The organism is Parvibaculum sp., from assembly GCF_030694575.1.
Classification (GTDB): Bacteria; Pseudomonadota; Alphaproteobacteria; order Parvibaculales; family Parvibaculaceae; genus Parvibaculum.
This window is the reverse complement of the sequence record NZ_JAUYUS010000108.1, coordinates 1-23634: the sequence shown is the minus strand read 5'-3', so window position 1 is coordinate 23634 and position 23634 is coordinate 1. Positions and strand designations below refer to the sequence as shown.

At 64.5% G+C, this 23634-nt stretch carries 27 protein-coding genes; 19 read left to right on the top strand and 8 right to left on the bottom strand.

Annotated elements, in window-relative coordinates; all coding sequences use genetic code 11:
- The first annotated feature begins 3 nt into the window (after nucleotides 1-3).
- Nucleotides 4-558, top strand: coding sequence for a hypothetical protein (locus tag Q8S60_RS15355; RefSeq protein ID WP_305668697.1), 555 nt, complete (start codon nucleotides 4-6; stop codon nucleotides 556-558).
- A gap of 206 nt (nucleotides 559-764) precedes the next feature.
- On the opposite strand, the gene Q8S60_RS15350 is transcribed toward Q8S60_RS15355, so the two are convergent.
- Together Q8S60_RS15350 and Q8S60_RS15345 are read right to left on the bottom strand one after the other, a co-directional pair.
- Entirely contained in the window at nucleotides 765-1376 is a 612-nt protein-coding gene (locus Q8S60_RS15350) for a hypothetical protein (RefSeq protein ID WP_305284051.1), read from the bottom strand.
- Between the two features lie 81 nt (nucleotides 1377-1457).
- A complete protein-coding gene (locus tag Q8S60_RS15345) occupies nucleotides 1458-2690 on the bottom strand; it encodes a GNAT family N-acetyltransferase (RefSeq protein ID WP_305668696.1) in 1233 nt (410 codons plus the stop codon).
- A 126-nt stretch (nucleotides 2691-2816) separates the two neighbouring features.
- On the opposite strand from Q8S60_RS15345, the gene Q8S60_RS15340 reads away from it, so the two are divergent.
- A complete protein-coding gene (locus Q8S60_RS15340; RefSeq protein ID WP_305668695.1) occupies nucleotides 2817-3170 on the top strand; it encodes a cupin domain-containing protein in 354 nt (117 codons plus the stop codon).
- 3 nt (nucleotides 3171-3173) lie between these two features.
- On the opposite strand, the gene Q8S60_RS15335 is transcribed toward Q8S60_RS15340, so the two are convergent.
- Nucleotides 3174-5015, bottom strand: a complete 1842-nt coding sequence (locus tag Q8S60_RS15335; protein WP_305668694.1) for a cation:proton antiporter — start codon at nucleotides 5013-5015, stop codon at nucleotides 3174-3176.
- A 166-nt stretch (nucleotides 5016-5181) separates the two neighbouring features.
- Here Q8S60_RS15335 and Q8S60_RS15330 point away from each other — a divergent pair, with 166 nt between their 5' ends.
- From Q8S60_RS15330 to Q8S60_RS15295, 8 genes are all read left to right on the top strand, one after another.
- The gene (locus tag Q8S60_RS15330; RefSeq protein ID WP_305278771.1) at nucleotides 5182-6228 is read left to right on the top strand and encodes a calcium/sodium antiporter; all 1047 of its coding nucleotides are present in this window, start codon (nucleotides 5182-5184) and stop codon (nucleotides 6226-6228) included.
- Nucleotides 6229-6239: 11 nt separating this feature from the next.
- Complete coding sequence (locus tag Q8S60_RS15325; RefSeq protein ID WP_305278772.1) at nucleotides 6240-7010, top strand: SDR family oxidoreductase; 771 nt, start codon at nucleotides 6240-6242, stop codon at nucleotides 7008-7010.
- A gap of 11 nt (nucleotides 7011-7021) precedes the next feature.
- Nucleotides 7022-7429 (top strand): dihydroneopterin aldolase, encoded by a 408-nt coding sequence (gene folB / locus Q8S60_RS15320; RefSeq protein ID WP_305278773.1) that lies wholly within the window; start codon nucleotides 7022-7024, stop codon nucleotides 7427-7429.
- Between the two features lie 371 nt (nucleotides 7430-7800).
- The gene (gene uvrC / locus Q8S60_RS15315) at nucleotides 7801-9735 is read left to right on the top strand and encodes an excinuclease ABC subunit UvrC (protein ID WP_305278774.1); all 1935 of its coding nucleotides are present in this window, start codon (nucleotides 7801-7803) and stop codon (nucleotides 9733-9735) included.
- A 74-nt stretch (nucleotides 9736-9809) separates the two neighbouring features.
- Nucleotides 9810-10433, top strand: coding sequence for a CDP-diacylglycerol--glycerol-3-phosphate 3-phosphatidyltransferase (gene pgsA, locus Q8S60_RS15310; RefSeq protein ID WP_305278775.1), 624 nt, complete (start codon nucleotides 9810-9812; stop codon nucleotides 10431-10433).
- Entirely contained in the window at nucleotides 10430-10681 is a 252-nt protein-coding gene (gene moaD / locus Q8S60_RS15305) for a molybdopterin converting factor subunit 1 (protein WP_305278777.1), read from the top strand. The genes pgsA and moaD overlap by 4 nt, the downstream gene beginning before the upstream one ends.
- Nucleotide 10682: 1 nt before the next feature.
- On the top strand, nucleotides 10683-11123 hold the full coding sequence (locus tag Q8S60_RS15300) for a molybdenum cofactor biosynthesis protein MoaE (protein WP_305278778.1): 441 nt from the start codon (nucleotides 10683-10685) through the stop codon (nucleotides 11121-11123).
- A gap of 136 nt (nucleotides 11124-11259) precedes the next feature.
- Complete coding sequence (locus tag Q8S60_RS15295) at nucleotides 11260-11685, top strand: PaaI family thioesterase (RefSeq protein WP_305278779.1); 426 nt, start codon at nucleotides 11260-11262, stop codon at nucleotides 11683-11685.
- A 54-nt stretch (nucleotides 11686-11739) separates the two neighbouring features.
- Here Q8S60_RS15295 and Q8S60_RS15290 read toward each other — a convergent pair whose 3' ends face one another.
- Nucleotides 11740-12639, bottom strand: coding sequence for a branched-chain amino acid aminotransferase (locus Q8S60_RS15290; protein ID WP_305278780.1), 900 nt, complete (start codon nucleotides 12637-12639; stop codon nucleotides 11740-11742).
- Between the two features lie 231 nt (nucleotides 12640-12870).
- On the opposite strand from Q8S60_RS15290, the gene Q8S60_RS15285 reads away from it, so the two are divergent.
- The 4 genes from Q8S60_RS15285 to Q8S60_RS15270 all read left to right on the top strand — a co-directional run bounded on the left by Q8S60_RS15285 (nucleotide 12871) and on the right by Q8S60_RS15270 (nucleotide 16037).
- On the top strand, nucleotides 12871-13416 hold the full coding sequence (locus Q8S60_RS15285; RefSeq protein ID WP_305278781.1) for a MarR family winged helix-turn-helix transcriptional regulator: 546 nt from the start codon (nucleotides 12871-12873) through the stop codon (nucleotides 13414-13416).
- A gap of 23 nt (nucleotides 13417-13439) precedes the next feature.
- Nucleotides 13440-14171: a response regulator gene (locus Q8S60_RS15280; protein ID WP_305278782.1), complete on the top strand. Its 732-nt coding sequence runs from the start codon at nucleotides 13440-13442 to the stop codon at nucleotides 14169-14171.
- Nucleotides 14172-14176: 5 nt separating this feature from the next.
- Nucleotides 14177-15589, top strand: coding sequence for an ATP-binding protein (locus Q8S60_RS15275; RefSeq protein WP_305278783.1), 1413 nt, complete (start codon nucleotides 14177-14179; stop codon nucleotides 15587-15589).
- Nucleotides 15590-15665: 76 nt separating this feature from the next.
- A complete protein-coding gene (locus tag Q8S60_RS15270) occupies nucleotides 15666-16037 on the top strand; it encodes a nuclear transport factor 2 family protein (RefSeq protein ID WP_305278784.1) in 372 nt (123 codons plus the stop codon).
- Between the two features lies 1 nt (nucleotide 16038).
- On the opposite strand, the gene Q8S60_RS15265 is transcribed toward Q8S60_RS15270, so the two are convergent.
- From Q8S60_RS15265 to Q8S60_RS15250, 4 genes are all read right to left on the bottom strand, one after another.
- The gene (locus Q8S60_RS15265; RefSeq protein WP_305278785.1) at nucleotides 16039-16653 is read right to left on the bottom strand and encodes a TetR/AcrR family transcriptional regulator; all 615 of its coding nucleotides are present in this window, start codon (nucleotides 16651-16653) and stop codon (nucleotides 16039-16041) included.
- A 56-nt stretch (nucleotides 16654-16709) separates the two neighbouring features.
- Nucleotides 16710-17528 (bottom strand): pyrroline-5-carboxylate reductase, encoded by an 819-nt coding sequence (gene proC, locus Q8S60_RS15260; RefSeq protein WP_305278787.1) that lies wholly within the window; start codon nucleotides 17526-17528, stop codon nucleotides 16710-16712.
- 50 nt (nucleotides 17529-17578) lie between these two features.
- The gene (locus Q8S60_RS15255) at nucleotides 17579-18082 is read right to left on the bottom strand and encodes a YbjN domain-containing protein (protein WP_305278788.1); all 504 of its coding nucleotides are present in this window, start codon (nucleotides 18080-18082) and stop codon (nucleotides 17579-17581) included.
- Between the two features lie 181 nt (nucleotides 18083-18263).
- Entirely contained in the window at nucleotides 18264-18593 is a 330-nt protein-coding gene (locus Q8S60_RS15250) for an accessory factor UbiK family protein (protein ID WP_305278789.1), read from the bottom strand.
- A 155-nt stretch (nucleotides 18594-18748) separates the two neighbouring features.
- Between Q8S60_RS15250 and lgt the strand changes: the two genes are divergently transcribed.
- The 5 genes from lgt (at nucleotide 18749) to Q8S60_RS15225 (ending at nucleotide 23633) form a co-directional block, all read left to right on the top strand.
- A complete protein-coding gene (gene lgt / locus Q8S60_RS15245; protein ID WP_305278790.1) occupies nucleotides 18749-19579 on the top strand; it encodes a prolipoprotein diacylglyceryl transferase in 831 nt (276 codons plus the stop codon).
- The gene (locus Q8S60_RS15240) at nucleotides 19576-20652 is read left to right on the top strand and encodes a class I SAM-dependent methyltransferase (RefSeq protein WP_305278791.1); all 1077 of its coding nucleotides are present in this window, start codon (nucleotides 19576-19578) and stop codon (nucleotides 20650-20652) included. Before lgt ends, Q8S60_RS15240 begins: the two co-directional genes overlap by 4 nt.
- A gap of 9 nt (nucleotides 20653-20661) precedes the next feature.
- Nucleotides 20662-21429 (top strand): peptidoglycan editing factor PgeF, encoded by a 768-nt coding sequence (gene pgeF, locus Q8S60_RS15235; RefSeq protein ID WP_305278792.1) that lies wholly within the window; start codon nucleotides 20662-20664, stop codon nucleotides 21427-21429.
- A 133-nt stretch (nucleotides 21430-21562) separates the two neighbouring features.
- Complete coding sequence (locus tag Q8S60_RS15230) at nucleotides 21563-22516, top strand: hypothetical protein (protein ID WP_305278793.1); 954 nt, start codon at nucleotides 21563-21565, stop codon at nucleotides 22514-22516.
- A 181-nt stretch (nucleotides 22517-22697) separates the two neighbouring features.
- Nucleotides 22698-23633 (top strand): ribose-phosphate pyrophosphokinase, encoded by a 936-nt coding sequence (locus Q8S60_RS15225; protein ID WP_305278794.1) that lies wholly within the window; start codon nucleotides 22698-22700, stop codon nucleotides 23631-23633.
- The last annotated feature ends 1 nt before the right edge of the window (nucleotide 23634 follow it).

The window sequence follows — 23634 nt, the reverse complement described above, 5'->3', positions numbered from 1 at the left end:
CCCGTGACGACAACCCTCCTCCTCGGCACCACGGGCATGCTGAACGCGGCTTCGGCTCACGCCGTCGCCCGTTCGGACAAGGCGGTGCTCGCCTCGCGCCGTGCCGACGGCTTCTCCTTCGGCGCCGATACGCTGGACACGAAGCTCGTCCGCGTCGCGCAAAGCTATGACGACGAAGCCGCCTTCCTCGCCGCGCTGGAGCCCCACGCCCCCTTCGACGTCGCCCTCACCTGGATTCGTCCGCGCGCGGAGCTGCTGCGCGCCGCGCTCGACGCGCTGGTGGCGCCCGGCGGTCTCCTGATCGAGATCATGGGCAGCCGCTCGCTCCTCACCGGCGAGGACGGCGCGCCCTCCATCGCCACGCTCCGCGCCGAGGCGCTCGGCCGCCAGCCGGACATCGTCTACGCACAGGTGATCCTCGGCTTCGTCCGCGAGGGCGAGACCTCGCGCTGGCTCAACCACGAGGAAATTTCCGCCGCCGCCATCGCCCAGATGGAAATGCCCCTTCCCCGCCGCATCGCGGGCGTGCTGGAGCCGTGGGACGCGCACCCGCGCTGAGAAACTGTTTGAAAAATTCCCGCTGCTTTGGTGGAGCCGTGAATCCTACCCCGTCATTGCGAGCGAAGCGAAGCAATCCAGGGGCCGCAGGCACAGCATTTGCTGCCCCTGGATTGCTTCGTCGCACCTTCGGTGCTCCTCGCAATGACGAATGAAGAGGTCGACGGTCGGGGGAGCGTTGAACTTTTCAAAACAGTTTCCGAGCCTCAGGCCCGCCTGTACCAGTGGAAATACCTCAGCCCCAGATGCACCACCGCGCCCAGCGCCACGAGCAGCGCGCCCACGATGAACCTCACCCAGACGAAACTGAACACCACATGCGTCGGAAACACCTGCGTCTTCGACACCGACGCTTCCTTCAGGTGCTGGATGTCCTTCGCCTCCGGCGCCGTCACCATCTCGAAAAGATCGCGCAGGCTCCGGTAGCGCACGATCGCCACCTGGTCCCACTCCTCCATGCCGTCCGGCTGAATGAAGGCAGCGAAAGGCCGCGAGATGAACACCGGAAAGCCGCCGCGCCGGATCAGCGCCGGCAGGATCATCGCATTATAGGCCTCCGCCGCCCTGGGATCGGCCGGGTCATCCATCAGGTTCACCATCAGGAATTCGCGCCCGTCATCCTTCCGCGCCCAGGCTTCCAGCGGCGCGCGAAGCCCCAGCGTGCCGCTCCCCTCCGCGCGCTCGTCGAGCAGCGCGAAATAACGGTCGATCTCGTCCGGCGAAAGCGGCCGCCCCGCGCCGCCATACCAGATCCAGAACGCGCCGTAGAAAAGCGCGAGAACGATAACGAGAATGCGGGGACCGGTGATGCGCAGCATGTCTTCCTCCCTGACGAACCGGGAGAAGACTACGCAGCCGTCATTAAATTGGCAATATGAATGTCAATAGATGAAGCAAGCTCAGGCGAGCCTTGCCCGCAGCTTCTGCACCAGCGCCATCAGCCGCCGGTCGTTCTTGACGAACCGCTTCGCCGCGAGCCCCGTGCGGATCGCGGCCGCCGCCGGCACGCCGGCAAGGCTCGCTCCCGTCACGCTGTTCCGCATCTCCATCGGCGCGTTGCAGAAACTCTCCTTGTACGGCAGATACCCGACCGAAAGATCGTAAACCTCGATGCCGCGCTCGATGCTCGACTGCAGCAGCTTCAGCAGATGCAGCCGCCCCGGTGAAAGCCGTGGCAGCTTCGTCGCGTCGTAAGTATGCACCATCAGCGTGCTGCGCCCGTTCCACAGATGGCCGATGCTGCCCGACAGGAATTCCCCGTCGAGCCGCAGTTCCGCCACTTCGAGCAGCCGCCGCTCCTCCGGCAGCGCCGCGAGGTCGAGCCAGGCCGCGCGATAATTCTCTTCCCCGAAGATCGACGAAATCCCCTGCGCGGCAAGCTGCGCCGCCTTGCGGCCCAGAATCTCATCCGTCATCGCCACCATCTCGTCCGCTCTCTCCGCGAAGCGGAACGTGACATCGCCCATCGCTTCCAGCTTGCGGAACTTCGATCGGTCGATGCGCCGCGTCTCCGGCCGGTAGCGTTGCGAGAATTCCTCGAATGTCGAAGGCAGGTCGAACACATAGGCCGCGTCCGGCGCCGGCGCGCCCTTCAACGCGGCAAAGGGATTGGCAAGCGGCGCCGAAGGCGCACCGAGCGCCACCGGCTGGCTGTCCAGCATCACGAGGTCGTGGCGCGGCAGCGCGCGGCGGATATGCCGCCACAGCGTCGGAAAGCCGCCCTCGCCCAATCGCGCGGCGTAATCGGCGGCGACGAGCGGCCCCTTGTAGTCCGCCAGCCGCCCGCCCATCCAGGCGACGCGGCGCAGGCCGAAATACCGGTCGATGCCGAGCGGCGCCAGCATCAGCGGCTCGCCCTGCCGCGCCACCACCGCGATCGCCGGCGCCACGCCGAGCCCCGCCCCCACATGCCGGTGCCACGCCGAAAGCCAGTCGAAACTCTGGAACGCCGTCCCCACGGCCTGCCCCTCGAAGGCGCGCCACTGGGGCTCCGCCGCCTCGAAACTCTCGTAAACCGTCACCCCCGCCGCATGGGCGAGCCGCGCGTCGTATCCCGCCCGGAATCGTGCCGTGCCGCGCGGCCGCCGCCGCGCTGCAATCGGGGACAGGAAATCGTCGCTCGAAAAGCTCATCGTTCGCTCCTGGCACTATCTGTCCCTTTTTGGAACAGTCGTCCGCTCTGGCGTAAAGCCACGCAAGCTTCCGGCCAGACCGGCGCCCCGTGCTAGGCTCCCGCCGCCGCAACAACGGAGCCCTCCATGACGAACGCGCTCATCCCCTTCGACATCGTCGGCCTCGCGCCCGAAACCGGCGCCCCCGCGCCGGACCGGATCGTCTCCGGCCAGCCGCAAAACCGCGTCTGGAACCTCTACGCCTCGCCCGACGGCAAGTTCTTCTCCGGCATATGGGAAAGCGATCCCGGTGCCTGGCGCATCGCCTACACCGAGCACGAGTTCTGCCACATCCTCGAAGGCGAAAGCCGCATCGTCGCGGACGGCGGCAGGACGATGACGGTGAAACAGGGCGACGCCTTCGTCATTCCGGCGGGCTTCACCGGCATCTGGGAAGTCGTCACCCGCACCCGCAAGCACTACGCGATCTACGAAGCCTGACGATCAATCGTTCTCGGCTTTGATCTGCCGCTCATAGACCTCGGTGCGCACGCGCTCGATCAGCGTCGTGGCCGCGTCGGAAGGCGCGCCGATCGCCCGCAGCACATGCCCCGACAATTGCAGCGACGCTTCCAGCGCCTCATGCACCACCGCGCTCGCGCCGGCCGCTTCCAGTTCCAGCATGTGCTCCCGGTCGCGGGCACGCGCGAAGATCGGTATCTTCGGCCACTTCGCCCGCAGCGCCCGGACGAGATGGCTCGCCGCCGCGCTGTTGTCGAGCGTCACGACCACGGCCGACGCCTTCGCGATGCCCACCCGCTCCAGCACCTCCGCCCTCGCCGCGTCGCCGTAATAGACGAGTTCGCCCCGCGTCCGCGCCGCCCGTGCGCGCGCCGGGTCGAGATCGAGCGCGACGAACGGCAATTGCTGCTCCCGCAGCAGCCGGCCGATCATGCGCCCCACGCGGCCATAGCCCGCGATGATGACATGCGCGTCGAGCCCTTCCACCAGCGCGTCCGCATTGCGCTCGCGGTCGCCCTCCATCCCGTCGAACCGCGTCTGCAGCCACGCGCCCAGCGTCGCGAGCCCCGGCGTCAGCGCCATCGAAATGGCCGCGGCAAGCTGCACGATATGCGCGACCTGCAGCGGCACCACGCCGCCCGCCGCCGAAGCCGAAATCACCACGAAGGCGAACTCGCCGCCCGACGCCAGCAGCAATCCCGTGCGCAGCGAACAGAGGCGCGCCTCGCCGAACGCGAATGTCAGGAGCCCGATCAGCACCGTCTTCAGCGCGATGAAGATCGCGATGAGGCCGAGAACGGCCACAAAATTGTCGCGGAACACCGTGAAGTCCATGCCGAGGCCGACGCTGATGAAGAAGAGCCCCAGCAGCAGCGACTTGAACGGCTGGATGTCGGTCTCGACCTGCGGCCGGAATTCCGTATCGGACAGCAGCAGCCCGGCGAGGAACGCACCGAGCGCCATCGACAGCCCCGCCGCCCCGGTCGCCACGGCGGTCAGCAGCGCCGCCAGCAGCGACAGCGCGAGAAAAAGCTCGGGGTTCCCCGTCCGCGCCACGACGCCGTAGATCCACCGCAAGATGTATCGTCCCACCGTCAGGATCAGCAGCACCGCCACCGCCGCCTTCAGCGTCGCCAGTCCGGCGAGCGCGAAAATGTTCACGCCCTCGCCGCCCTGCGCATAGGCGCTGAAGATCGACACCATGACGAGGATCGGCACCACGGCCAGGTCCTGCATCAGCAGGATCGAAAACGCGATCCGCCCCGGCTGCGCCGCGAACTCGCCGCGCTCGATCAGCAGTTGGGTAACGATGGCGGTGGAGGAAAGCGCCAGCGCGAAACCGATGATGGTCGCCGCCGGCGCGGACAGTCCCATCAGCAGGAAGATGCCGGCCAGCGCCAGCCCGCAAAGCAGCACCTGCGCGCCGCCGAGCCCCAGCACATAGGTCCGCATGGAGCGGAGCCGCTGCCACGAAAGTTCGAGCCCGATGGTGAAAAGCAGGAAGACGACGCCGAGTTCGCCGATCTCGGAAAGGCCCACGCCCTCCGCGATCAGCTTGAGCCCGTGCGGCCCGATCAGCGCCCCGATGAACAGATAGCCGAGCACCGTGCTCGCGCGGAACCAGTGGAAAAGCGGCATCACGGCCACGGCGGCAATCAGAAACACGATCACCTCCCTCAGATAGGGAACGTGAACGCCGCCCGTCACCGCATCGACAGCCGCTTCCGCGGCCCACACCTCGCCCTGCACTTCCGCCTCGCCTCTCGGTAAACCGCCTGAAGAGTACCGCATATACACGCGCGGCGCGGCGGAATCCTGCGCCATTCTTGCCTTATTGGGGCCCGCGCCCTATATGCCTCGGGGCGGGGCCGGGGGCGGACCAAGCAGAAACCAGAGGGATCAGCGTCAATATGCGGACCGTGACCGCGCGCATCGTCGTGACAGAGGTGACATCTTGCCGCTCCTTTTGTCCCCATGCGGGGCGCGGCTGATGTCGGCGATGTATCTCTATCTCATCGGTGGCCTGGTCATCCTGCTCGTCTGCGGCGACTTTCTGGTCAGGGGCGCCGCCTCGCTCGCTACCCGCTACGGCATCTCTCCACTGCTGATCGCGCTCACCATCGTTGCCTTCGGCACCTCCGCGCCTGAACTGCTGGTCTCCGTCCGCGCCGCGCTTGCCGGCGCGCCGGGCATCGCGCTCGGCAATGTCGTCGGCAGCAACGTCGCGAACATCCTGCTCATCCTCGGCCTGCCCGCGCTCATCCTGCCCATCGCCTGCACCGGCCGCACCGTGCCCCACAACATGATCATCATGATGGCGGCCAGCGTCCTTCTTATCGTGCTCTGCTTCGTCGGCACGCTCGGCGTCTGGCAGGGCGTGCTCCTGCTCTCGCTGCTGGTTGCCTATCTGGTCTATTCCGGCTGGGACGCGCGGATGCACCCCTACGATCCGCCGCCGCTCGCCGCCGGCGAGGATGCCATTCCCGCCCCGGCGCCGCCGAGCGACAGCTTCAGCGCCGAAACCGCCGCTCACGACCTGCCTCATGGCGACGTCAAGCCGCTGAACCTCTCGCGCCGGATCATCGCCGCGAAAATCCTCTTCGGCATTGCCGGCCTTCCCATCGGCGCGCATCTCGTCGTCGACGGCGGCACCGAAATCGCACATGCTTTCGGCGTGTCGGACGCCGTCATCGGCCTGTCGCTCATCGCCGTCGGCACCTCGCTGCCCGAGCTTGCCACATCGGTCATGGCCGTCTTCCGCCGCAACGACGACGTGGTGGTGGGCAACATCATCGGCAGCAACATCATGAACATCCTGGCGATCCTCGGCGTCACGGCGCTCATCGCGCCGCTGCCCGTCGCGCCGGACTTTCTGAGCTTCCACCTTTGGGTGATGCTCGGCGCCGTCGTCATGCTGCTTCCCATGGCCATGACCGGGGGCAAGGTCGGCCGTATCGCGGGTGCCGTTTTCCTTTCGGCCTATGGCGCGTATCTTTACGCCATGTTCGCCTTTGGCCACGTCAACGGCGTCGTTTGAGAGATCGCAACTTGACCGGACACAGCCGCAACGCATTGGTGACGGGCGCCGCACGGCGCATCGGGCGGGCCATCGCCCTCGCCCTGGCCGAGGACGGCTGGTCCGTCGCGCTCTGCATCCGCCACGACCGCTCCGGCGAAGACGCCGCGGACGTGCTGCGGGAGATCGAGGCAAAAGGCGTGCGCGCCGTCGTCCTCAAGGCCGACCTCGCTGACCGCGCGGCGACCGAGGCCCTGGTGCCTGACGCCGCGAAGGCGTTGGGCCCGCTCAGTCTTCTCGTCAACAACGCATCCGAGTTCTATCCCGACGAAGCCCATACGATGACGGTGGCGTCATGGAGCGAGCACATGGACGTCAACCTGCGCGCGCCCGCCTTCCTCTCGCAGGCTTTCGCGGCCCAGCTCCCCGCGGGTGCGGACGGCAACATCGTCAACATCATCGACCAGCGTGTCTGGGCGCCGACGCCGAAGTTCTTTTCCTATACCCTGAGCAAGATGGCGTTGTGGGACATGACGCAGGTACTGGCGCGCTCTTTCGCGCCGCGTATCCGCGTCAATGGCATAGGTCCGGGCCCCACCCTCGCGAACCAGCGCCAGTCGGCGGCGGATTTCGAGCGCCAGGTGAACGCGACCATTCTCGGGCGCGGCACCACGCCGGAGGAGATTTGCGCCGCGGTTCGGTTTATCCTTGCGGCGCCCGCCATGACCGGGCAAATGATCGCGCTCGACGGCGGTCAGCATCTCGCATGGGAAACGCCGGACGTGACCGGCATTTCGGAATAAGGCAGTCGCCGATGACCCAACCCGACAATGTCCTGCCCCTGAAAATCGCGAGCGCCGCGCGCGCGATCCGTCATGTCTTCGTCCACGGCCTCCTTCTCGACGCCCATATCGGCGTCTATCGCCACGAGGTCGGCAAGACGCAGCCCATCCGCGTGAATGTCGACCTGACCGTCGCGGAGGTCGCCCACAGCGACAATCTGGAAAACGTCGTCTGCTACGCCACGGTGGTGGAAAAGATCAAATCCATCGTCGCCGAGGGCCATCTGAAGCTCGTCGAAACGCTGGCGGAGCGGATCGCATCCGCCTGCCTCGAGGATGAGCGCGTGCAGGTCGCGCTGATCCGTGTGGAGAAGCTGGCGGCCATCCCTGAAGCCGCCGGGGTGGGCGTCGAAATCGAGCGTGTGCGCCATCATTCCTGATGCGGCAAGCTCTCGAAAAAGCGACAATGGAATCAACGGTTTGACGATTTCAAATGCCGCACACGGAGGATTTGTGCACAGCAGCGGGTGGGCCGCTCCGGGGAGCCTGCAGCCTGGGGCGTTAACCATGGGAACCGGAAATCGGGATTCCATAGGACAGAAAAACCCATATGTTTCAATGTCTTATAAAAAGACGGCTTTCGCTTTCGTGTCACAAATCCTAATTATTACAAGAACTTGACGATTTCCGGCGGTTAACGGGCCCGACTCTTTCAACAAACTTATCCACAGGTAGGGCCACATCATCGCCGCGCTTCCCGCGCGCCGCTCGTCCGGCCGGAGGAACCGCCGGCAGTGCTATAAAAAGATCAATGGACGATACGAAAAACAGCTCTTCCGAGACCCCCGCCGCCTCGATCGGCGGTGAGAACGGGGCTGCGCATTCGGCACCCGGCGGCGCGGCGCTGATCGCCGAGAAGGTGAAGCACCTGCCGGACAGTCCGGGCGTCTACAGGATGTACGGCGCGGGCGGCGATCTCCTCTATGTGGGCAAGGCCCGCAGCCTGAAAAAGCGGGTGGCGAGCTATACCAAGCTGGCGGGCCATTCGAACCGCATCGCCCGCATGATCGCCTCCACGGTCCAGATGGAATTCATCTCGACCGCCACGGAAACCGACGCGCTGCTGCTCGAAGCCAATCTGATCAAACGGCTGAAGCCGCGCTACAACGTGCTGATGCGGGACGACAAGTCGTTCCCCTATATCCTGCTGACGGGCGATCACGATTTCCCGCAGGTCGTGAAGCATCGCGGCGGGCGCTCCCGCCCGGGTGACTATTACGGCCCCTTCGCAAGCGCCGGCGCCGTCACGGCGACGCTGAACGCGCTCCAGAAGGCCTTCCTGCTCCGCTCCTGCTCCGACAGCGTCTTTGAAAACCGCACCCGGCCCTGTCTCCTCTTCCAGATCAAGCGCTGCAGCGCCCCCTGCACCGGCGAGATCGATCGCGAGGCCTATGCGGGACTTGTAACGGAGGCGCGCGACTTCCTGCGCGGGCGCAGCCGCAAGACCCAGCAGCAGCTCGTGGAACTGATGGAACGGGCCTCGGCCGAACTCGATTTCGAGCGCGCCTCGATCTATCGCGACCGCATCCGCGCGCTGACGCAGATCCAGCAGCATCAGGGCATCAATCCGCAAACCGTGGCCGAGGCCGATGTCTTCGCCGCCTGGACCGAAGGCGGCCAGACCTGCGTACAGGTTTTCTTCTTCCGCGCCGGACAGAACTGGGGCAACCGCGCCTATTTCCCGCGCCACGACAAGGAACTCTCGACGGAGGAAGTGCTGGATGCCTTCCTCGCCCAGTTCTACGAGGACCGTCCCCCACCCCGCATGGTGCTTCTCAGCCATGACGTGCCGGGCCGGGCGCTGCTCGCCGAGGCGCTGACCATCCGCGCCGGCCGGAAGGTCGCGGTCGGCGTACCCCGGCGCGGCGAGAAACGCGAGCTGGTGAACCATGCCCAGTTGAATGCGCGCGAGGCGCTCGGCCGCCGCCTTGCCGAAAGCTCCTCGCAGCGAAAGATTCTGGAGGGCGTCGCGGAGGCATTCGGCCTCGAACAGCCGCCCGGGCGCATCGAAGTCTATGACAACAGCCACATTTCCGGCTCCCAGGCCGTCGGCGGCATGATCGTCGCCGGCCCGGAAGGCTTCGTGAAAAACCAGTATCGCAAGTTCAACATCAAGGGCGAGGAGATCGAGCCCGGCGACGACTACGCTATGATGCGCGAGGTTCTGACGCGCCGCTTCACCCGCCTCCTCAAGGAGAGCGAGGGCAAGCCCGCCGACGACGCATGGCCGGACCTCATCCTCATCGACGGCGGTGCCGGACAGCTCAAGGTCGCCCTCGACGTGCTGGGAGAACTCGGCATCGACAGCGTAACCGCCGTCGGCGTCGCCAAAGGTCCCGAACGGGATGCGGGCCGCGAGCGTTTCTTCATGGCGGGCCGGGCCGACTTCATGATGGAACCGCGCAACCCGGTTCTCTACTACCTCCAGCGTCTGCGGGACGAAGCGCATCGCTATGCCATCGGCAGCCATCGTGCGCGCCGCTCGAAAGCGATCGGCGTCAATCCGCTCGACGACGTGCCGGGCGTCGGGCCCGGCCGCAAGCGCGCCCTGTTGCAGCATTTCGGTTCCGCCCGCGCCGTCGCTCGCGCGGGCCTGAGCGATCTCGAATCGGTGGAAGGCATCAGTGCCAAAGTGGCGCGCGCGGTTTACGATCATTTTCATGGAAATCCCGACGGCACGCCTTGATTTCCCCTCGCCCCTCGCGACATGTCGCCGGTGGGTGTTAAGCTCGATGCGATCAGACCGGAGTTGTATGTAGAATGGCGACGAACCTGCCGAACCTCCTGACCTATTTCCGCATCGCGCTGGTGCCCGCCGTAGTGATGTGTTTCTACATTCCCGGCGACGCCGGGCATTGGGCGGCGCTGACCCTCTTCGTCATCGCGGGCCTTACGGACTTCTTCGACGGCTACCTGGCCCGTGCCTGGGAGCAGCAGTCCAATCTCGGCCGCATGCTGGACCCCATCGCGGACAAGCTTCTGGTCGCCGTCGTGCTGATCGCCCTCACCTGGGTCGATGTCATCGCCGGATTCTCGCTCTGGGCGGCCATCATCATTCTCTGCCGCGAGATTCTCGTCTCCGGCCTCCGCGAATTTCTCGCCGAATTGCGCGTCAGCCTGCCGGTGACCCAGCTCGCCAAGTGGAAGACGGCGATCCAGATGGTCGCACTCGGCTTCCTGCTCGCGGGCCCCGCCGCCGACAAGATCGTGCCCGGCACGACCGAAGCCGGCATCACGCTGCTCTGGGCCGCCGCCATTCTCACGCTCTATACGGGCATCGACTATTTCCGCGCCGGTGTGCGGCATATCGACGACGAGCGCCCCGAACGCAACCCGCCCGCGCCGGCGACGGCCGCGGCTGCCGAACGGGAAGGCCGGATGTGAAGCTTCTCTATTTCGCATGGGTAAGACAGAAAGCCGGCACGGCGGAAGAGGACGTAACGCCGCCCGGCGACGTGCGCGACGTCGCGGACCTGATCTCCTGGCTGAAGACGCGCGGCGAAGGATATGAGGCGGCCTTCTCCGATCTGTCCGTCATCCGCTGCGCGGTCGATCAGGAGCACAGCGAGTTCGACGCCCCCATCGCGGGCGCGGCCGAGATAGCCTTCTTCCCGCCGGTCACGGGCGGCTGATATGATCCGGGTACAGACGGAAGATTTCGACATCGGCGCCGAAGTGGCGGCTCTGACGAAAGGCCGCCCCGGCATCGGCGCGGTCGTCACCTTCTCCGGCCTCGTCCGCGACACCGGCGGCATCTCTTCGATGGAACTCGAACACTACCCCGGCATGACCGAAAAGGAACTCGCCCGCATCGAAACGGAAGCAAACGCCCGCTGGCCGCTGCAGGCAACGCTCATCGTCCACCGCGTCGGCAAGCTTTCCCCCGGGGATAACATCGTTCTCGTCGTCGCCGCCTCCTCCCACCGCGACGCGGCATTCCAGGCCGCCTCCTTTTTGATGGATTATTTGAAAACCCGCGCACCGTTCTGGAAGCGGGAGGAAACCGGGGATAAGTCGCACTGGGTCGACGCGCGCGAGAGCGACGACGAAGCGACGGCAAAATGGAAGACATGACATTTTTGTGACAGTTGGATGACAGACGCCTCTTTGGAGGGCGTTTTCGCGACCTCATTTGCGCCGAAGCTGCATTCTCCCTGGCCCGTCCCCGCTGTACCACTGGTCCATCCCGACATTTCGAAGGACCGGAAAAATGACCTCTGAAAACACACTTGCTCCGCCTGCAGAGGGCTTCGAGCGCCACTTCCGTCAGAGCCCGCTGACCAATCCGTGGGAGCCGCTCTACTCGCGAAACACAGGCACCGCCATCCATATCGGCCTGTGGCTCGCGGAACCGCACACCAACTCGCGCGGCCTCGCGCATGGCGGCCTCATTACCGCGCTCGCGGACAATGCAATGGGTCTCTCCTGCGGCCTCGGACGCGAAAACGCGGCGGGACTTGTAACCGTCGGCCTCGCCGTCGACTTCCTCAGCTCCGCGCGTATCGGACAATGGCTTGAGGTGCATCCCGAAGTCGTCAAGGCGGGCTCAACCCTCTGTTTCGCGCAATGTCTGGTAAAGGCGGATGGCAAGGCCTGCGCCCGCGCCAACGCAACCTTCTCCGTGCTGAAGCGCTGAAACAAAAAAGGGCGGCTCGAAAGCCGCCCTTTCAATATCGATATCGGATCGCCGTCAGGCAATGGCGGCTTTCGCTGCCTGCTTCGGGTTCACCGCCGCCATGTAGTCGGCGAACAGCGTCGCGGTGATCTCGCCCGGCGTGAACTTGTGCGGACCGATCTCGCCGACCGGCGTTACTTCCGCGGCCGTGCCCGTGATGAAGCACTCCGAGAAATCCGGAAGTTCCTCCGGCATGATATGGCGCTCGATGAGTTCGTAGCCACGCGCCTTTGCAAGCTCGATCACCGTCTGCCGCGTGATGCCGTCGAGGAAACAATCCGGCTTCGGCGTATGAATGACGCCGTCTTTCACGAAGAAAATATTCGCGCCGGTCGCTTCTGCCACATAGCCGCGATAGTCGTACATCAGCGCGTCGGCATAACCCTTGTTCTCCGCCGCATGCTTCGAGATCGTGCAGATCATGTAGAGACCGGCCGCTTTCGCCATCGACGGCGCCGTCTCCGGCGACGGCCGCTTGTACTTCGCGATGTCGAGACGGATGCCCTTCTTGCGTTGCTCGGGATCGAAATAGGACGGCCATTCCCACGCGGCGACTGCGAAGTTGATGCGGTTCTTCTGCGCGCTCACGCCCATCATCTCGCTGCCGCGCCACGCGACGGGACGCAGGTAACCGTCCGTCAGCTTCTGCGCGCGCACCGCCGCGATGCAGGCCGCGTCGATTTCCTCGACGCTGTAGGGAATTTCGAAACCGAGAATCTCGGCTGAACGGATCAGCCGCTCCGAATGCTCGCGCAGCTTGAAAATCTCGCCGCCATACATCCGGCATCCTTCGAATACGCAGCTCGCGTAATGCAAACCATGCGTGAGCACATGGACCTTTGCATCCGCCCAAGGGACGAGTTCTCCGTTGAACCAGATAAAGCCGTCGCGTTTGTCGAAGGGAATGTCTGCCATGACCCTGTTTCCTGGTGTATTTCCGCGCTGCGCCGGGTTCTCGCCACCGTGACTGTCCGGCTGCTCGCGGTCCCGTCCCACGGGAGATTTGCGGGAGACAATCTTCTCGGGCGAACATCCACTATATTAGATGGCAGATTCGATCTGCGCGGCCTTAGGTGCCCAGTCTGTCTCATGCAGTGTGCAAGAGGTAGCACTTGGCGGAAAATATGTCAACATGACTGACATAAAATGGTGGTAATGGCGAAACCTCTGAAAACTCCCGCAAACCGCGTGGAATCGCGGCCCGTCCCCGCGGCCGCGGCGCCGGCCGATGCATTGACCGAAGCCATAGAGCTGCTGTTCTTCGCCTATCGCGACTTCATCAGCGACCCGGATGAGCTTTTGACGAAGTATGGCTTTGGCCGCGCCCACCACAGGGTGGTCCACTTCGTCGGACGCAATCCCGGCATCACGGTCGCCGAATTGCTGAACATCCTGCGGATCACCAAACAAAGCCTCGCGCGCGTCTTGAAACAGTTGATCGAACGGGGCTTTATCGAGCAGGAAACGGGCAAGCAGGATCGGCGGCAGCGCCTCCTCTACCTCACGGCGGAAGGCACCGATCTTGCGGCGCGGCTCGCGGCGCCTCAACGCGCCCGCGTCGCCCGCGCGCTCGAGAAGGCCGGGCCCGACGCGGACAGGGCGTGGCGTACCGTCCTGTTGGCTCTGGTCAACGAGGAAGACAGGCCCGAGGTCGAGCACCTGATCGCCAGAGCGCCAGCTGGCAGTAAGTAGCGCCAAGACAGAAAGCGGGCCAAGTGACCGTGAACGACATCGCAACGGCGGGAAAGCAGAGCGGCGGCAAGGCACCGCCTGCGGACGACGCACCGCATGTGCTGGTTGTCGACGACGATCGCCGCATTCGCGAATTGCTGAAGCGTTATCTCTCCGACAACGGCTACCGCGTGACGACGGCGGAGCACGCCGCCGATGCTCGCGCCCGGCTTGCGGGCATGTCTTTCGATCTTCTGGTGCTCGATGTGATGATGCCCGGCGAGAACGGCCTCGATCTCACCCGCGATCTGCGCCGCAGATCTACCGTTCCCATTCTCATGCTCACCGCGCGGGGTGAAGCCGACGATCGCATCGACGGGCTGGAGCGCGGCGCCGACGACTATCTCGCCAAGCCTTTCGAGCCGCGCGAGCTGCTGCTCCGCATCGGAACCATTCTCCGGCGCACACAGGCGTCCGGTGCAAAAAGACACGATGAAATCACGCTGGGCCCCTGCCGTTTCAACGTGACGCGCGGCGAACTCTGGAACGGCGATACCCAGATCCGCCTCACGACCCGCGAAATCCAGCTCATGCGCATTTTCGCGGCCAATCCGGGCAAGCCCCTCTCGCGCCTCGATCTGTGCGATAACGAAGCGGCCGAACGGTCGATCGACGTTCAGATCAATCGACTGCGCCGCAAGCTGGAAGTCGACCCGAAGAACCCGCTCTATCTGCAAACGGTACGTGGCGAAGGCTACGTATTGATGCCGGATTGAAGGTCATGGTGGACGCCGACATAAACGACCAGGCCGGCACAACGTCTTCGCGCGGAGACGCACGTTCCGGTACGAACTCCCTTCACCCCTTCCAGCTTCTGAAGAGACTTATGCCGCGCGGTCTTTACGCCCGCTCTCTCATCATCATCGTTGCGCCGATGGTGCTGCTGCAATTCGTGGTGAGCTATGTCTTTCTGGAGCGTCACTGGCAACTCGTGACCGAACGCCTCTCCGCCAAGACGGTGGCGGAAATCGCTCTTCTCCTGAGCGAGTACGAGGAAGATCCGACCCCCTTGCATGGCACCCGGATCGCCGCCCGCGCGAACGAAAATCTCGGCTTGCCTGTCGCGTTTCTGGATGGAGAAGTGCTGCCGGACGCGCCTTCGTCAAGCACGGGACTGCTCGCGGATTCCCTTGGCGACGAGCTGCGTCAGCGCGTCTCGCGACCCTTCTGGTTCAACACAGACCGTTACACCCAGTATGTCGACATACGCATCGCCTATAATGGCGGTGTGATGCGCGTCCTTTCGCCGGCGTCGCATGTATACGCTTCGAATTCCCACATCTTTCTTGTCTGGATGTTCGGCACATCGGTAGTGCTGATTATCGTCGCGATCATTTTCCTGCGAAACCAGATCCGGCCTATCGAGCGCCTGGCAACGGCTGCGGAATCTTTCGGCATGGGCCGAGACGTCCCCAGCTACCGCCCGCAGGGCGCTTCCGAAGTACGCCGCGCCGCACAAGCTTTCATGGAAATGCGCGCGCGCATTCAACGTCAGATCGAACAGCGAACAGCCATGCTTGCGGGCGTCAGCCACGATCTCCGCACGCCGCTCACCCGTTTCAAGCTGCAGCTCGCCATGCTCGGCGACGGTCCCGAAATCGACGAACTGCGAGCGGACATCTACGAGATGGAGCGTATGCTCGACGACTATCTCGAATTTGCCCGTGGCCATCAAGGCGAAGCATCGGAAGAAACCGACCTCGCCGAATTGATCGATGAAATCCGAACCGACGCTCTGCGCAAAGGCCACGATGTGCGGCTGGAACTGCACGGCGATCTCGTGCTGCCGCTTCGCCGGAATGCCTTCAAGCGCTGCCTGACGAACGTCGTCGACAACGCCGGCAAATATGCCGCTCATGTCTGGGTGACAGCGATCAGGGATGTGGAAGCCGACGGTCATGGCGGCAGCATCGACATATTCGTCGACGATGACGGCAAGGGTATTCCCGAAGAACAGCTGGAAGAGGTCTTCCGCCCCTTCTATCGGCTGGACGCCGCGCGCAACCTCGACAAGGGCGGCACCGGGCTCGGCCTCGCCATCGCCCGCGATATCGCTCGCGGACACGGCGGCGACATCACGCTCGCCCGCAGCCCGATGGGCGGCCTTCGCGCCGTGATCCATCTCCCCGTATGATTCTGCTTGCCGAAGACTGTCGCGTGCCGCACTCTCCAATATAGGTCAGTAATATTGACCATTTATGGAGAAGGCCATGAAACTGCCGGAAATGGTCGCGCGCTGGCGAGATGCCTGGCAAAGCCTCGATCCTGTAACGATCGCAGAGCTCTATGCGCCGAAGGGCACACATATGAGCGCAGTAGTGGCGAGCCGGATGAAGCGGCCGGATGGAATGCTCACCGGTCCGGCTGAAATTCGGGCCTATGCCGAAGCGACGGCCGCTCAACTCGACAGTTTTCAGGCCGACATCCTGAATGTCATCGCCGAGGAAACACCAAGCGACGGCCGCGCCTCGGTCGAATACTGGCGGACCGTCAATGGCGACCGGACGGGACGGAAGCGCGTCGTCGAGATTATCGAGTGGAGCGGCGACAAGATCACAGCCTGCCGCGTCTTCCACTTCTGACCTATGCGGCTTCCTTCTCGGCAGTTTTGCGTCGGGACGCCGCGAAGCGCGTCACCCGGTCGAGAAATGCCTCGCCCTGCCGCAAGCGGCCATCGAGTTCCGCCATCGTCTTCGATTGATCCTCGCTGTCGTCGAGCCAGACCCGAAAAGCAGCGCTCCACACCAAAGCCAATCCACGCACGCGAAGTGCGCCTTTCAAACCGGACGAGTCGATACCCGCCGCCTCCAGCATCCAGCCCATCGACTGCAGAAACGGTCGCGCGAGCGGGGCCGAGGCAAGCGGATCGCGACGCAAATCGACGGCGATCCTTTTCAACGCTTCCTTGTCCGGCGCAAGCGCATCGAAACGCATCATGAGCACGTCGAAGAGCCGGTCGCGTGCCGTCTCGCCGGTCATGTCTTCCCCGGCAGCCGCCTCCAGCACCTGGGCATCGATGCGGCGGCCATAGGCGGCGAGAATATCGGCTTTGGATGCGAAGAGCTTCGAAAGGACAGGCAAGCTTACCCGCGCCGGCTTCGCAATATCGGCAAGCGAAAGCTCGCGCCATCCACGTGTGACGGCGAGCCGCAGCGCGGCTTTGATGATTTTCTCTTCGGGATCGACCTTGGCTGCCATGAAACCTTCCTGACGAAGAACATAGGCACGCAACGGACGTTTGGCGAGCCGGAGAGCTATTTGCCCAGCGCGCGTGCCCTGTCCCTTGCGGCAAGCGCGGCCCGGCGCATCAGCGGCGACAAGCCCCCCTCGCCCATCAGCACATCGAGCGCCGCCGCCGTGGTTCCGCCGGGCGAGGTCACGTTTGCCCGGAGCGTGGCAGCCGGTTCTTCCAGTCGATGCAGCATCTCCCCGGCACCGCTCACGGTCTGCCGCGCCAGCCTCATCGCCAGCGCCGGATCGAGGCCGAGGCCTTCGCCGGCCGCGGCCAGGCATTCGACCAGATAGAAGACATAAGCCGGGCCGGAGCCGGAAATCGCGGTCACGGCATCGATCTGCGCTTCGTTCTCCACCCAGCCAACCTCGCCCACAGCGGCGAGGAGGTTATCCGCAATAGCCTTCTGCTCGAGCGTCACGCGCTCATTGGCGCAGGCGATTGTGATACCCCTGCCCACCGCCGCCGGGGTATTGGGCATGGCGCGGACCGCATGAACGTCCTGCCCCAACAGTTCCTTCAGGCGGTGCAGGCTGGTGCCCGCCGCAATGGACAGAAAAAGCGTATCCGGCTGCACCAGCAGCGTCAGTTCCGGCAGCACTTCCGCCATGGCCTGCGGCTTCACCGCAAGCAGCACCACCGCCGGCTGCTTGAGTGCCAGGTCGTGAATGGATGGATTGAACGACAGTCCCTTTTGCGCGGCGACCTCTGGCGACGGCACGGGATCCCGCACCGACACAAGCTCGGGCGCCAGCCCTTCCGCAAGCCAGCCCGCCAGCAGCGCGCCGCCCATTTTGCCCGCACCCACGAGAACGAGCGGACGCTTGAGTGAGAATGTCATGTCTGAAACCGCCGCTTACGGAAATCCGCCAAAGCCCGGCGCGAGAAGGATCACGCGCAACCCTGCGTTTCGAACATGGCGGCGGCGATGGCTTCCTCGGCCGACTTGCCCGCCCACATGACGAATTGCAGAGCGGGATAATAGCGCTCGCAGGCTTCCACGGCGAGACGAAGCAGCGCTTCGCATTGCTCCGGCGTGGCTGCGGCGCCGCCGCAGAGCAGGAGACTGTTGCGAAAGAGAACCACGCCGTCATCCGACCAGATGTCGAAATGGCCAGACCAGAGCTGCTCGTTGATGAGGGTCAGAAGGTGGCGGATTGCCGGACGCTTCTCGGGCGGCACCCGAAGGTCGAGCGTACAGGCGATGTGAAGCCCCGAAAGGTCGTTCCGCCAGTTCAGCGAGAGCTGATAATCGCGCCATTCGCCCGCGACGCAGATATTCAGTTCGTCCTCGTGGCTCCGCTCGAAAAACCAGTCGCGAACCGTGGCGACCTGTTCGAGAAGATCGAGGGGATTGCCGTCGAATTCTTCGGCTTCGGCGACAGAGCCTGACATCCTGTACCCCGCTCGGGCTCCACCTCGGACGGCAGGACCCGCGCCTCCGCCTCTATATCTGGTGGGTAACCAGCCCCAAAACACCAAACAAACCTGCCCGATGCTTTGAGTCGGCGCAACCCTCGAGGCGCCGCGAGAACGGAAATCGCAATCGAATCTGTGGAAATCCTCGCGAGCACACTCAGCCGAGCGGCGAGGTATCGCCTTCGGGCCCGCGGCCGGTATCTTCGCTGGAGATGGAGGCCTTTTTCGGCGATGGCTTCTTTTTTGCCGCTTCTTCAAGCGCGGCAACACGCGCCTTCAACGCCTCGTTCTCTTCGCGCGCGAGCTGCGCCATTGCGCGCACCGCTTCGAATTCCTCGCGCGTGACGAGGTCCATATCGGCGATCAGCCGCTCCGCCTGGCCCTTCAAAACGGTCTCGATTTCCTGGCGCACGCCCTGCGCCGCACCGGCGGCGTTGGTGAAGAGCCGGCCGAGTTCGTCGAAGATGCGATTCTGGGTCTGGGTCATGGGAATGCTCCGTGGCGCTGCAATGAGAAACATAGCCTCTCGTCCGTGAAAAGCGAATCCTCGGGCTTTCTTGACAGCGCGGGCGCCAAGGTCAAACTGACGCACCATCGGCAAGGGCGGCGCGGCGCCCGCCGCAGAATTCAGGCTGGAGCCTCATGCCTTTTCCCGACATCGATCCCGTCCTGATCCAAATCGGCCCCTTTGCCATCCGCTGGTATGCGCTTGCCTACATCGCCGGCCTCGTTCTCGGCTGGCGCTATGTCGTCGCGCTGGCGCAGACACCCCGCATCTGGCCGGGCGCCGCGCCCGTGACGAAGCTGGACGTTGACGACGCGCTGCTCTGGGCCGCACTCGGTGTCATTCTGGGCGGCCGGCTTGGCTATGTGCTCGTCTATAATCCTGCCTACTTCGCCTCGCACCCGCTCGAGATATTCTATGTCTGGCAGGGCGGGATGAGCTTTCACGGCGGCGCGTTCGGCGTCCTGGTTGCGATCCTTTTCTTTGCCCGCTCGCGCGGCATCCCGCCTTTGTCGATGATGGATCTTGCGAGTGCCGCCGCGCCTATCGGCCTTTTCTTCGGCCGCATCGCAAACTTCATCAATGCCGAACTTTGGGGCCGCGTCACCGACGCACCCTGGGGCGTGATCTTTCCGACGGGCGGTCCGCTGCCCCGCCATCCAAGTCAGCTTTACGAGGCCGCGCTCGAAGGCATTGCCCTCTTCCTGCTGCTGCGCCTCCTCACCCACAATCTCGGCGCGCTGAAAAAGCCCGGCATGACGACAGGCATCTTCATCGCCGGCTACGGCGCCGCACGCACGACGGTCGAGTTCTTTCGCGAACCGGACCAGCAGATCGGATACCTCTTCGGCGACTGGTTGACGATGGGCATGCTCCTTTCCGTTCCGATGGTGCTTGTCGGCGCTGGACTCGCCGTGTACTGCGCGCGCAGGGAAGTGAAGCCGGCCGCCGCCATGAAACGGAAATGACCTCGACCGTTCTCGCGCATCATATCGCCCGGCTGATCGAGGAAACGGGACCGATCCCGCTGTCCCAATACATGGCGCTGGCGCTCGGCCATCCCGATCACGGCTATTACATGACGCGTGACCCGCTCGGCGCGGGAGGCGACTTCACCACAGCACCGGAAGTGAGCCAGATGTTCGGCGAACTGATCGGTCTCTGGCTCGCCGACCAATGGCAGCGGCAGGGCGCCCCTGGCGCTTTCGCTCTCACCGAATTGGGGCCCGGGAGGGGCACCCTGATGGCGGATGCCTTGCGGGCGATGCGGCGCATGCCGGGCATGGCCGAGGCGGCGTCTGTGCATCTCGTCGAGACGAGCCCGGTGCTGCGCGCGGCGCAGCGCAAGCGTGTGCCGCAAGCGAACTGGCATATGCATGTGGACGAGTTGCCCGACCGGCCGCTTTTCCTCATCGCCAATGAATTTTTCGACGCGCTGCCGGTAACGCAGTATCAGCGCACCGATCGCGGCTGGTGCGAGCGCTTTGTCGGATGTACTGAGGGCCGTTTCGCGCCCATTCTGGCGCCGGTGCCGATTGCGAACGACGGCACACTCCCGGCTGCCATGCGGGCGGCGCGAGAAGGCGAGATCGCCGAAATCTCTCCCGCCTCCACGGCCGTCGCCGAGGCAATCTCGGTCCGCATTGCATCGCGCGGCGGCGCGGCGCTGATTGTCGATTACGGGCACGCATCGAGCGCGCCCGGCGACACGCTGCAGGCCGTCCGCGATCACAAGTTCGCGGACCCGTTCGATGCACCCGGCGAAGCGGACATTACCGTCCATGTGGACTTTGAAGCTCTTTCACGCGCAATAAGAGCCGGAGGCGCGGATGTTCACGGGCCTGCCTCTCAAGGCACCTTTCTCACCGCGCTCGGGATCGCGGCGCGCGCCGAGGCGTTGAGCCGGAACGCCACCGCCTCCCAACGTGAGGATATTGCGGCGGCATTGCGAAGGTTGACCGCGGCGGACGAGATGGGCAGCCTCTTCAAGGTGTTGGGGATCACCCCGCGCGGAGCGCCTTCGCCCGCCGGTTTCGGATAGGACCGTTCCATGTTGAAGGCGAAGCCTCTCGACGTACTCACGCATATACGGCACGGCTTCTTCACACGCGAAGGCGGCATGTCGAAAGGTATCTATGCCTCGCTCAATTGCGGCTACGGCTCGAATGACGACAAGGCCGCCGTCCGCGAGAACAGGGCCCGCGTCGCCGGGAAGCTGAGCGTCGAACCGGAAAAGCTTCTGACGGTCTATCAGGTTCACAGTGCCGACGTGATCGAGGTCACCGAACCATGGACGCCCGAAACGGCCCCGCAGGCCGACGCTATGGTGACGGCGACGCCGGGCATCGCACTTGGCGTCCTCGCGGCCGATTGCGCGCCGGTGCTCTTCGCCGACAAGAACGCGCATGTCGTTGGCGCCGCCCATGCCGGCTGGAAAGGGGCCTTCACGGGCGTATTGGAGGCAACGATCGAAGCCATGGTTCGGCTCGGCGCGGAGCGGAATGCCATCTGTGCCGCAATCGGCCCCTGCATCTCGAGGGATGCCTATGAAGTTGGACCGGAGTTCCGCGAACGCTTTCTGGACGCGGGCGGCGATAACGAAAAATGGTTCGTGCCGTCCGGGAAGCCGGATCATTTCCTTTTCGACCTGCCCGGCTACGCCGAAGCGCGGCTTGAGGCGGCCGATATCGGGACGGTCTCCGTTCTCGGCCAATGCACCTATCAGGACAGCAAAAGATTCTTTTCCTATCGGCGTGCCACCCATCGCCAGGAGCCGGATTACGGCCGGCAAATATCGGCCGTGATGCTCCGTAGCTGAGGAAGCGTGGCGGCGCTGCTTTTCGCCGAATCGCGTTAAACTCGAAACACGCCACGGGGAATGGCGGCAGCGGGACAGATCGGCGGCGCGGATGGCGACAGGGCCAGCCACAGCGAAAAATGGCAATTGGAAGATGGCAGGCGGGCGCAGGCTGAAGATCGGTGCGGCCATTGCGATCTTTGCCATGGCCGCCTGTGCGGACGATGCCGCCTCCGACAAGGCCGCCCGCGACAGCGTGACCACAGCCGATGCGGGCACAAACAGGCCGCTGCAGTCGGTCGTCGCCATTGCGGCGCTGTCCGGCGTGCCGCCTACCGAGGCAAACCTTTTCTCCGAGATGTTGAAGGAAGAAGTGGAGCAGGCAACGCCGCAGCATTCCGGCGCAGGCCATCTGTCCTTCGACGTGACGGGCGCGATGGGCGCGGGCGAAAACCCCGACGGCACCTACATCGTCGCCGTGATCGACATCGAGGACGCGCGGGGCGGACGCCTGCACCGCGTCGTCAACGAGACGGTGATAGCGGGACAAGGCGCGCCCGGCGCTCCGTGGGACGCCGTCGGCAACGAGGATTTGCGTGGCTTCGCGGCGGCGACGGCGCGAAAGATCGCGCTCTGGTATTCGAATTCGGTAACGGTCGCGGAAGAGACGCTCGCCTCGAGCTCATCCAACGACGACATTGTTACCGGCAGCATCCGGGCGGAAGAAGCAGCTGCAGCCCGTTTGCCCTTCGACATCTCGGTCGGACCGGCACCGGGCGACGGCAATACCGCATTGGCGCTGGCGCTCGACGGCGCCCTCGCCCGCCGCGTTCCGACAGCCACATGGGTCGATGCGCCGCGCTACCGGATCGAAGGCAGCGTCGTCACGGCGTCGAGGAACGACAGCCGGACGGATGTCACAATCCGCTGGCAGGTAAAATCCGTGAATGGCGAAATTCTGGGCGAAGTGCTGCAACAAAACGCACTGGACGCAGCCAGCATCGCCGGCAGATGGGGCGAGGTCGCTGAAACGGCGGCGGAAGCAGCGGCGGACGGGGTACTCGCGGTTCTGGGGAGGCCTGCGGTAACCATGGCCGCCAACTCGTGAGGGCGGACCGTCACCTCGAAAAGGGCGATTCCGGAAAGCGAGTTGCGTGTTTACAGGGGATGGACCCCTTGTTACAACGCGCTCGCGCCGTCACCGGAACGTCACGTCCCGCCGGCGATTTCGGGTTGGGGAATTGGCTCGCGTCTTCCGGCGGGCCTGAAGCGATGGCAGGGGTGTCGGAATGAAACTGGTCGCGGGTAATTCCAACAGGGCACTCGCCGAAGCCATCGCCGCATACCTCAACCTCCCGCTCACGAAATCGGTCGTCCGCCGCTTCGCGGACATGGAAGTCTTCGTCGAAATTCAGGAGAACGTCCGCGGTGAGGATGTTTTCGTGATCCAGTCGACCTCCTACCCGGCCAACGACCACCTGATGGAAACGCTCATCATCATGGATGCGCTGAGGCGCGCTTCGGCGCGGCGCATCACGGCCGTGATCCCTTATTTCGGTTACGCGCGGCAGGACCGCAAGCCCGGCGCCCGCACGCCCATTTCGGCGAAGCTCGTCGCCAACCTGGTCGTGACGGCAGGCGCCGACCGCGTGCTGACGCTCGATCTCCATGCCGGCCAGATACAGGGCTTCTTCGATATTCCGACGGATAATCTGTTCGCGGCGCCGGTCCTTACGCGCGACATCGAACAGCACTACAAGACGAGCAACGGCGTGATGGTCGTATCGCCGGACGTCGGCGGCGTGGTGCGCGCGCGTGCCATTGCGAAACGCATCGGCGCCGACCTCGCCATCGTCGACAAGCGCCGCGAACGCGCGGGCGAGTCCGAAGTCATGAACATCATCGGCGACGTGAAGGGCCGTTCCTGCATTCTCGTCGACGACATCGTCGACAGCGCCGGCACGCTCTGCAACGCCGCCGAAGCGCTGCTGAAACAGGGCGCGACCGAAGTCTCCGCCTATGTCACGCATGGCGTTCTCTCCGGCGGCGCGGTCGCCCGCGTCTCCGCCTCGCAGCTCAAGGAACTCGTCATCACGGATTCGATCCAGGCGACGGAAGCCGTCCGCGTCAGCCACAATATCCGGGTCGTCTCCATCGCCCCGCTGATCGGCGAGGCCATGCGCCGGACCGCCGAGGAACGCTCGGTTTCGAGCCTCTTCGACTAGG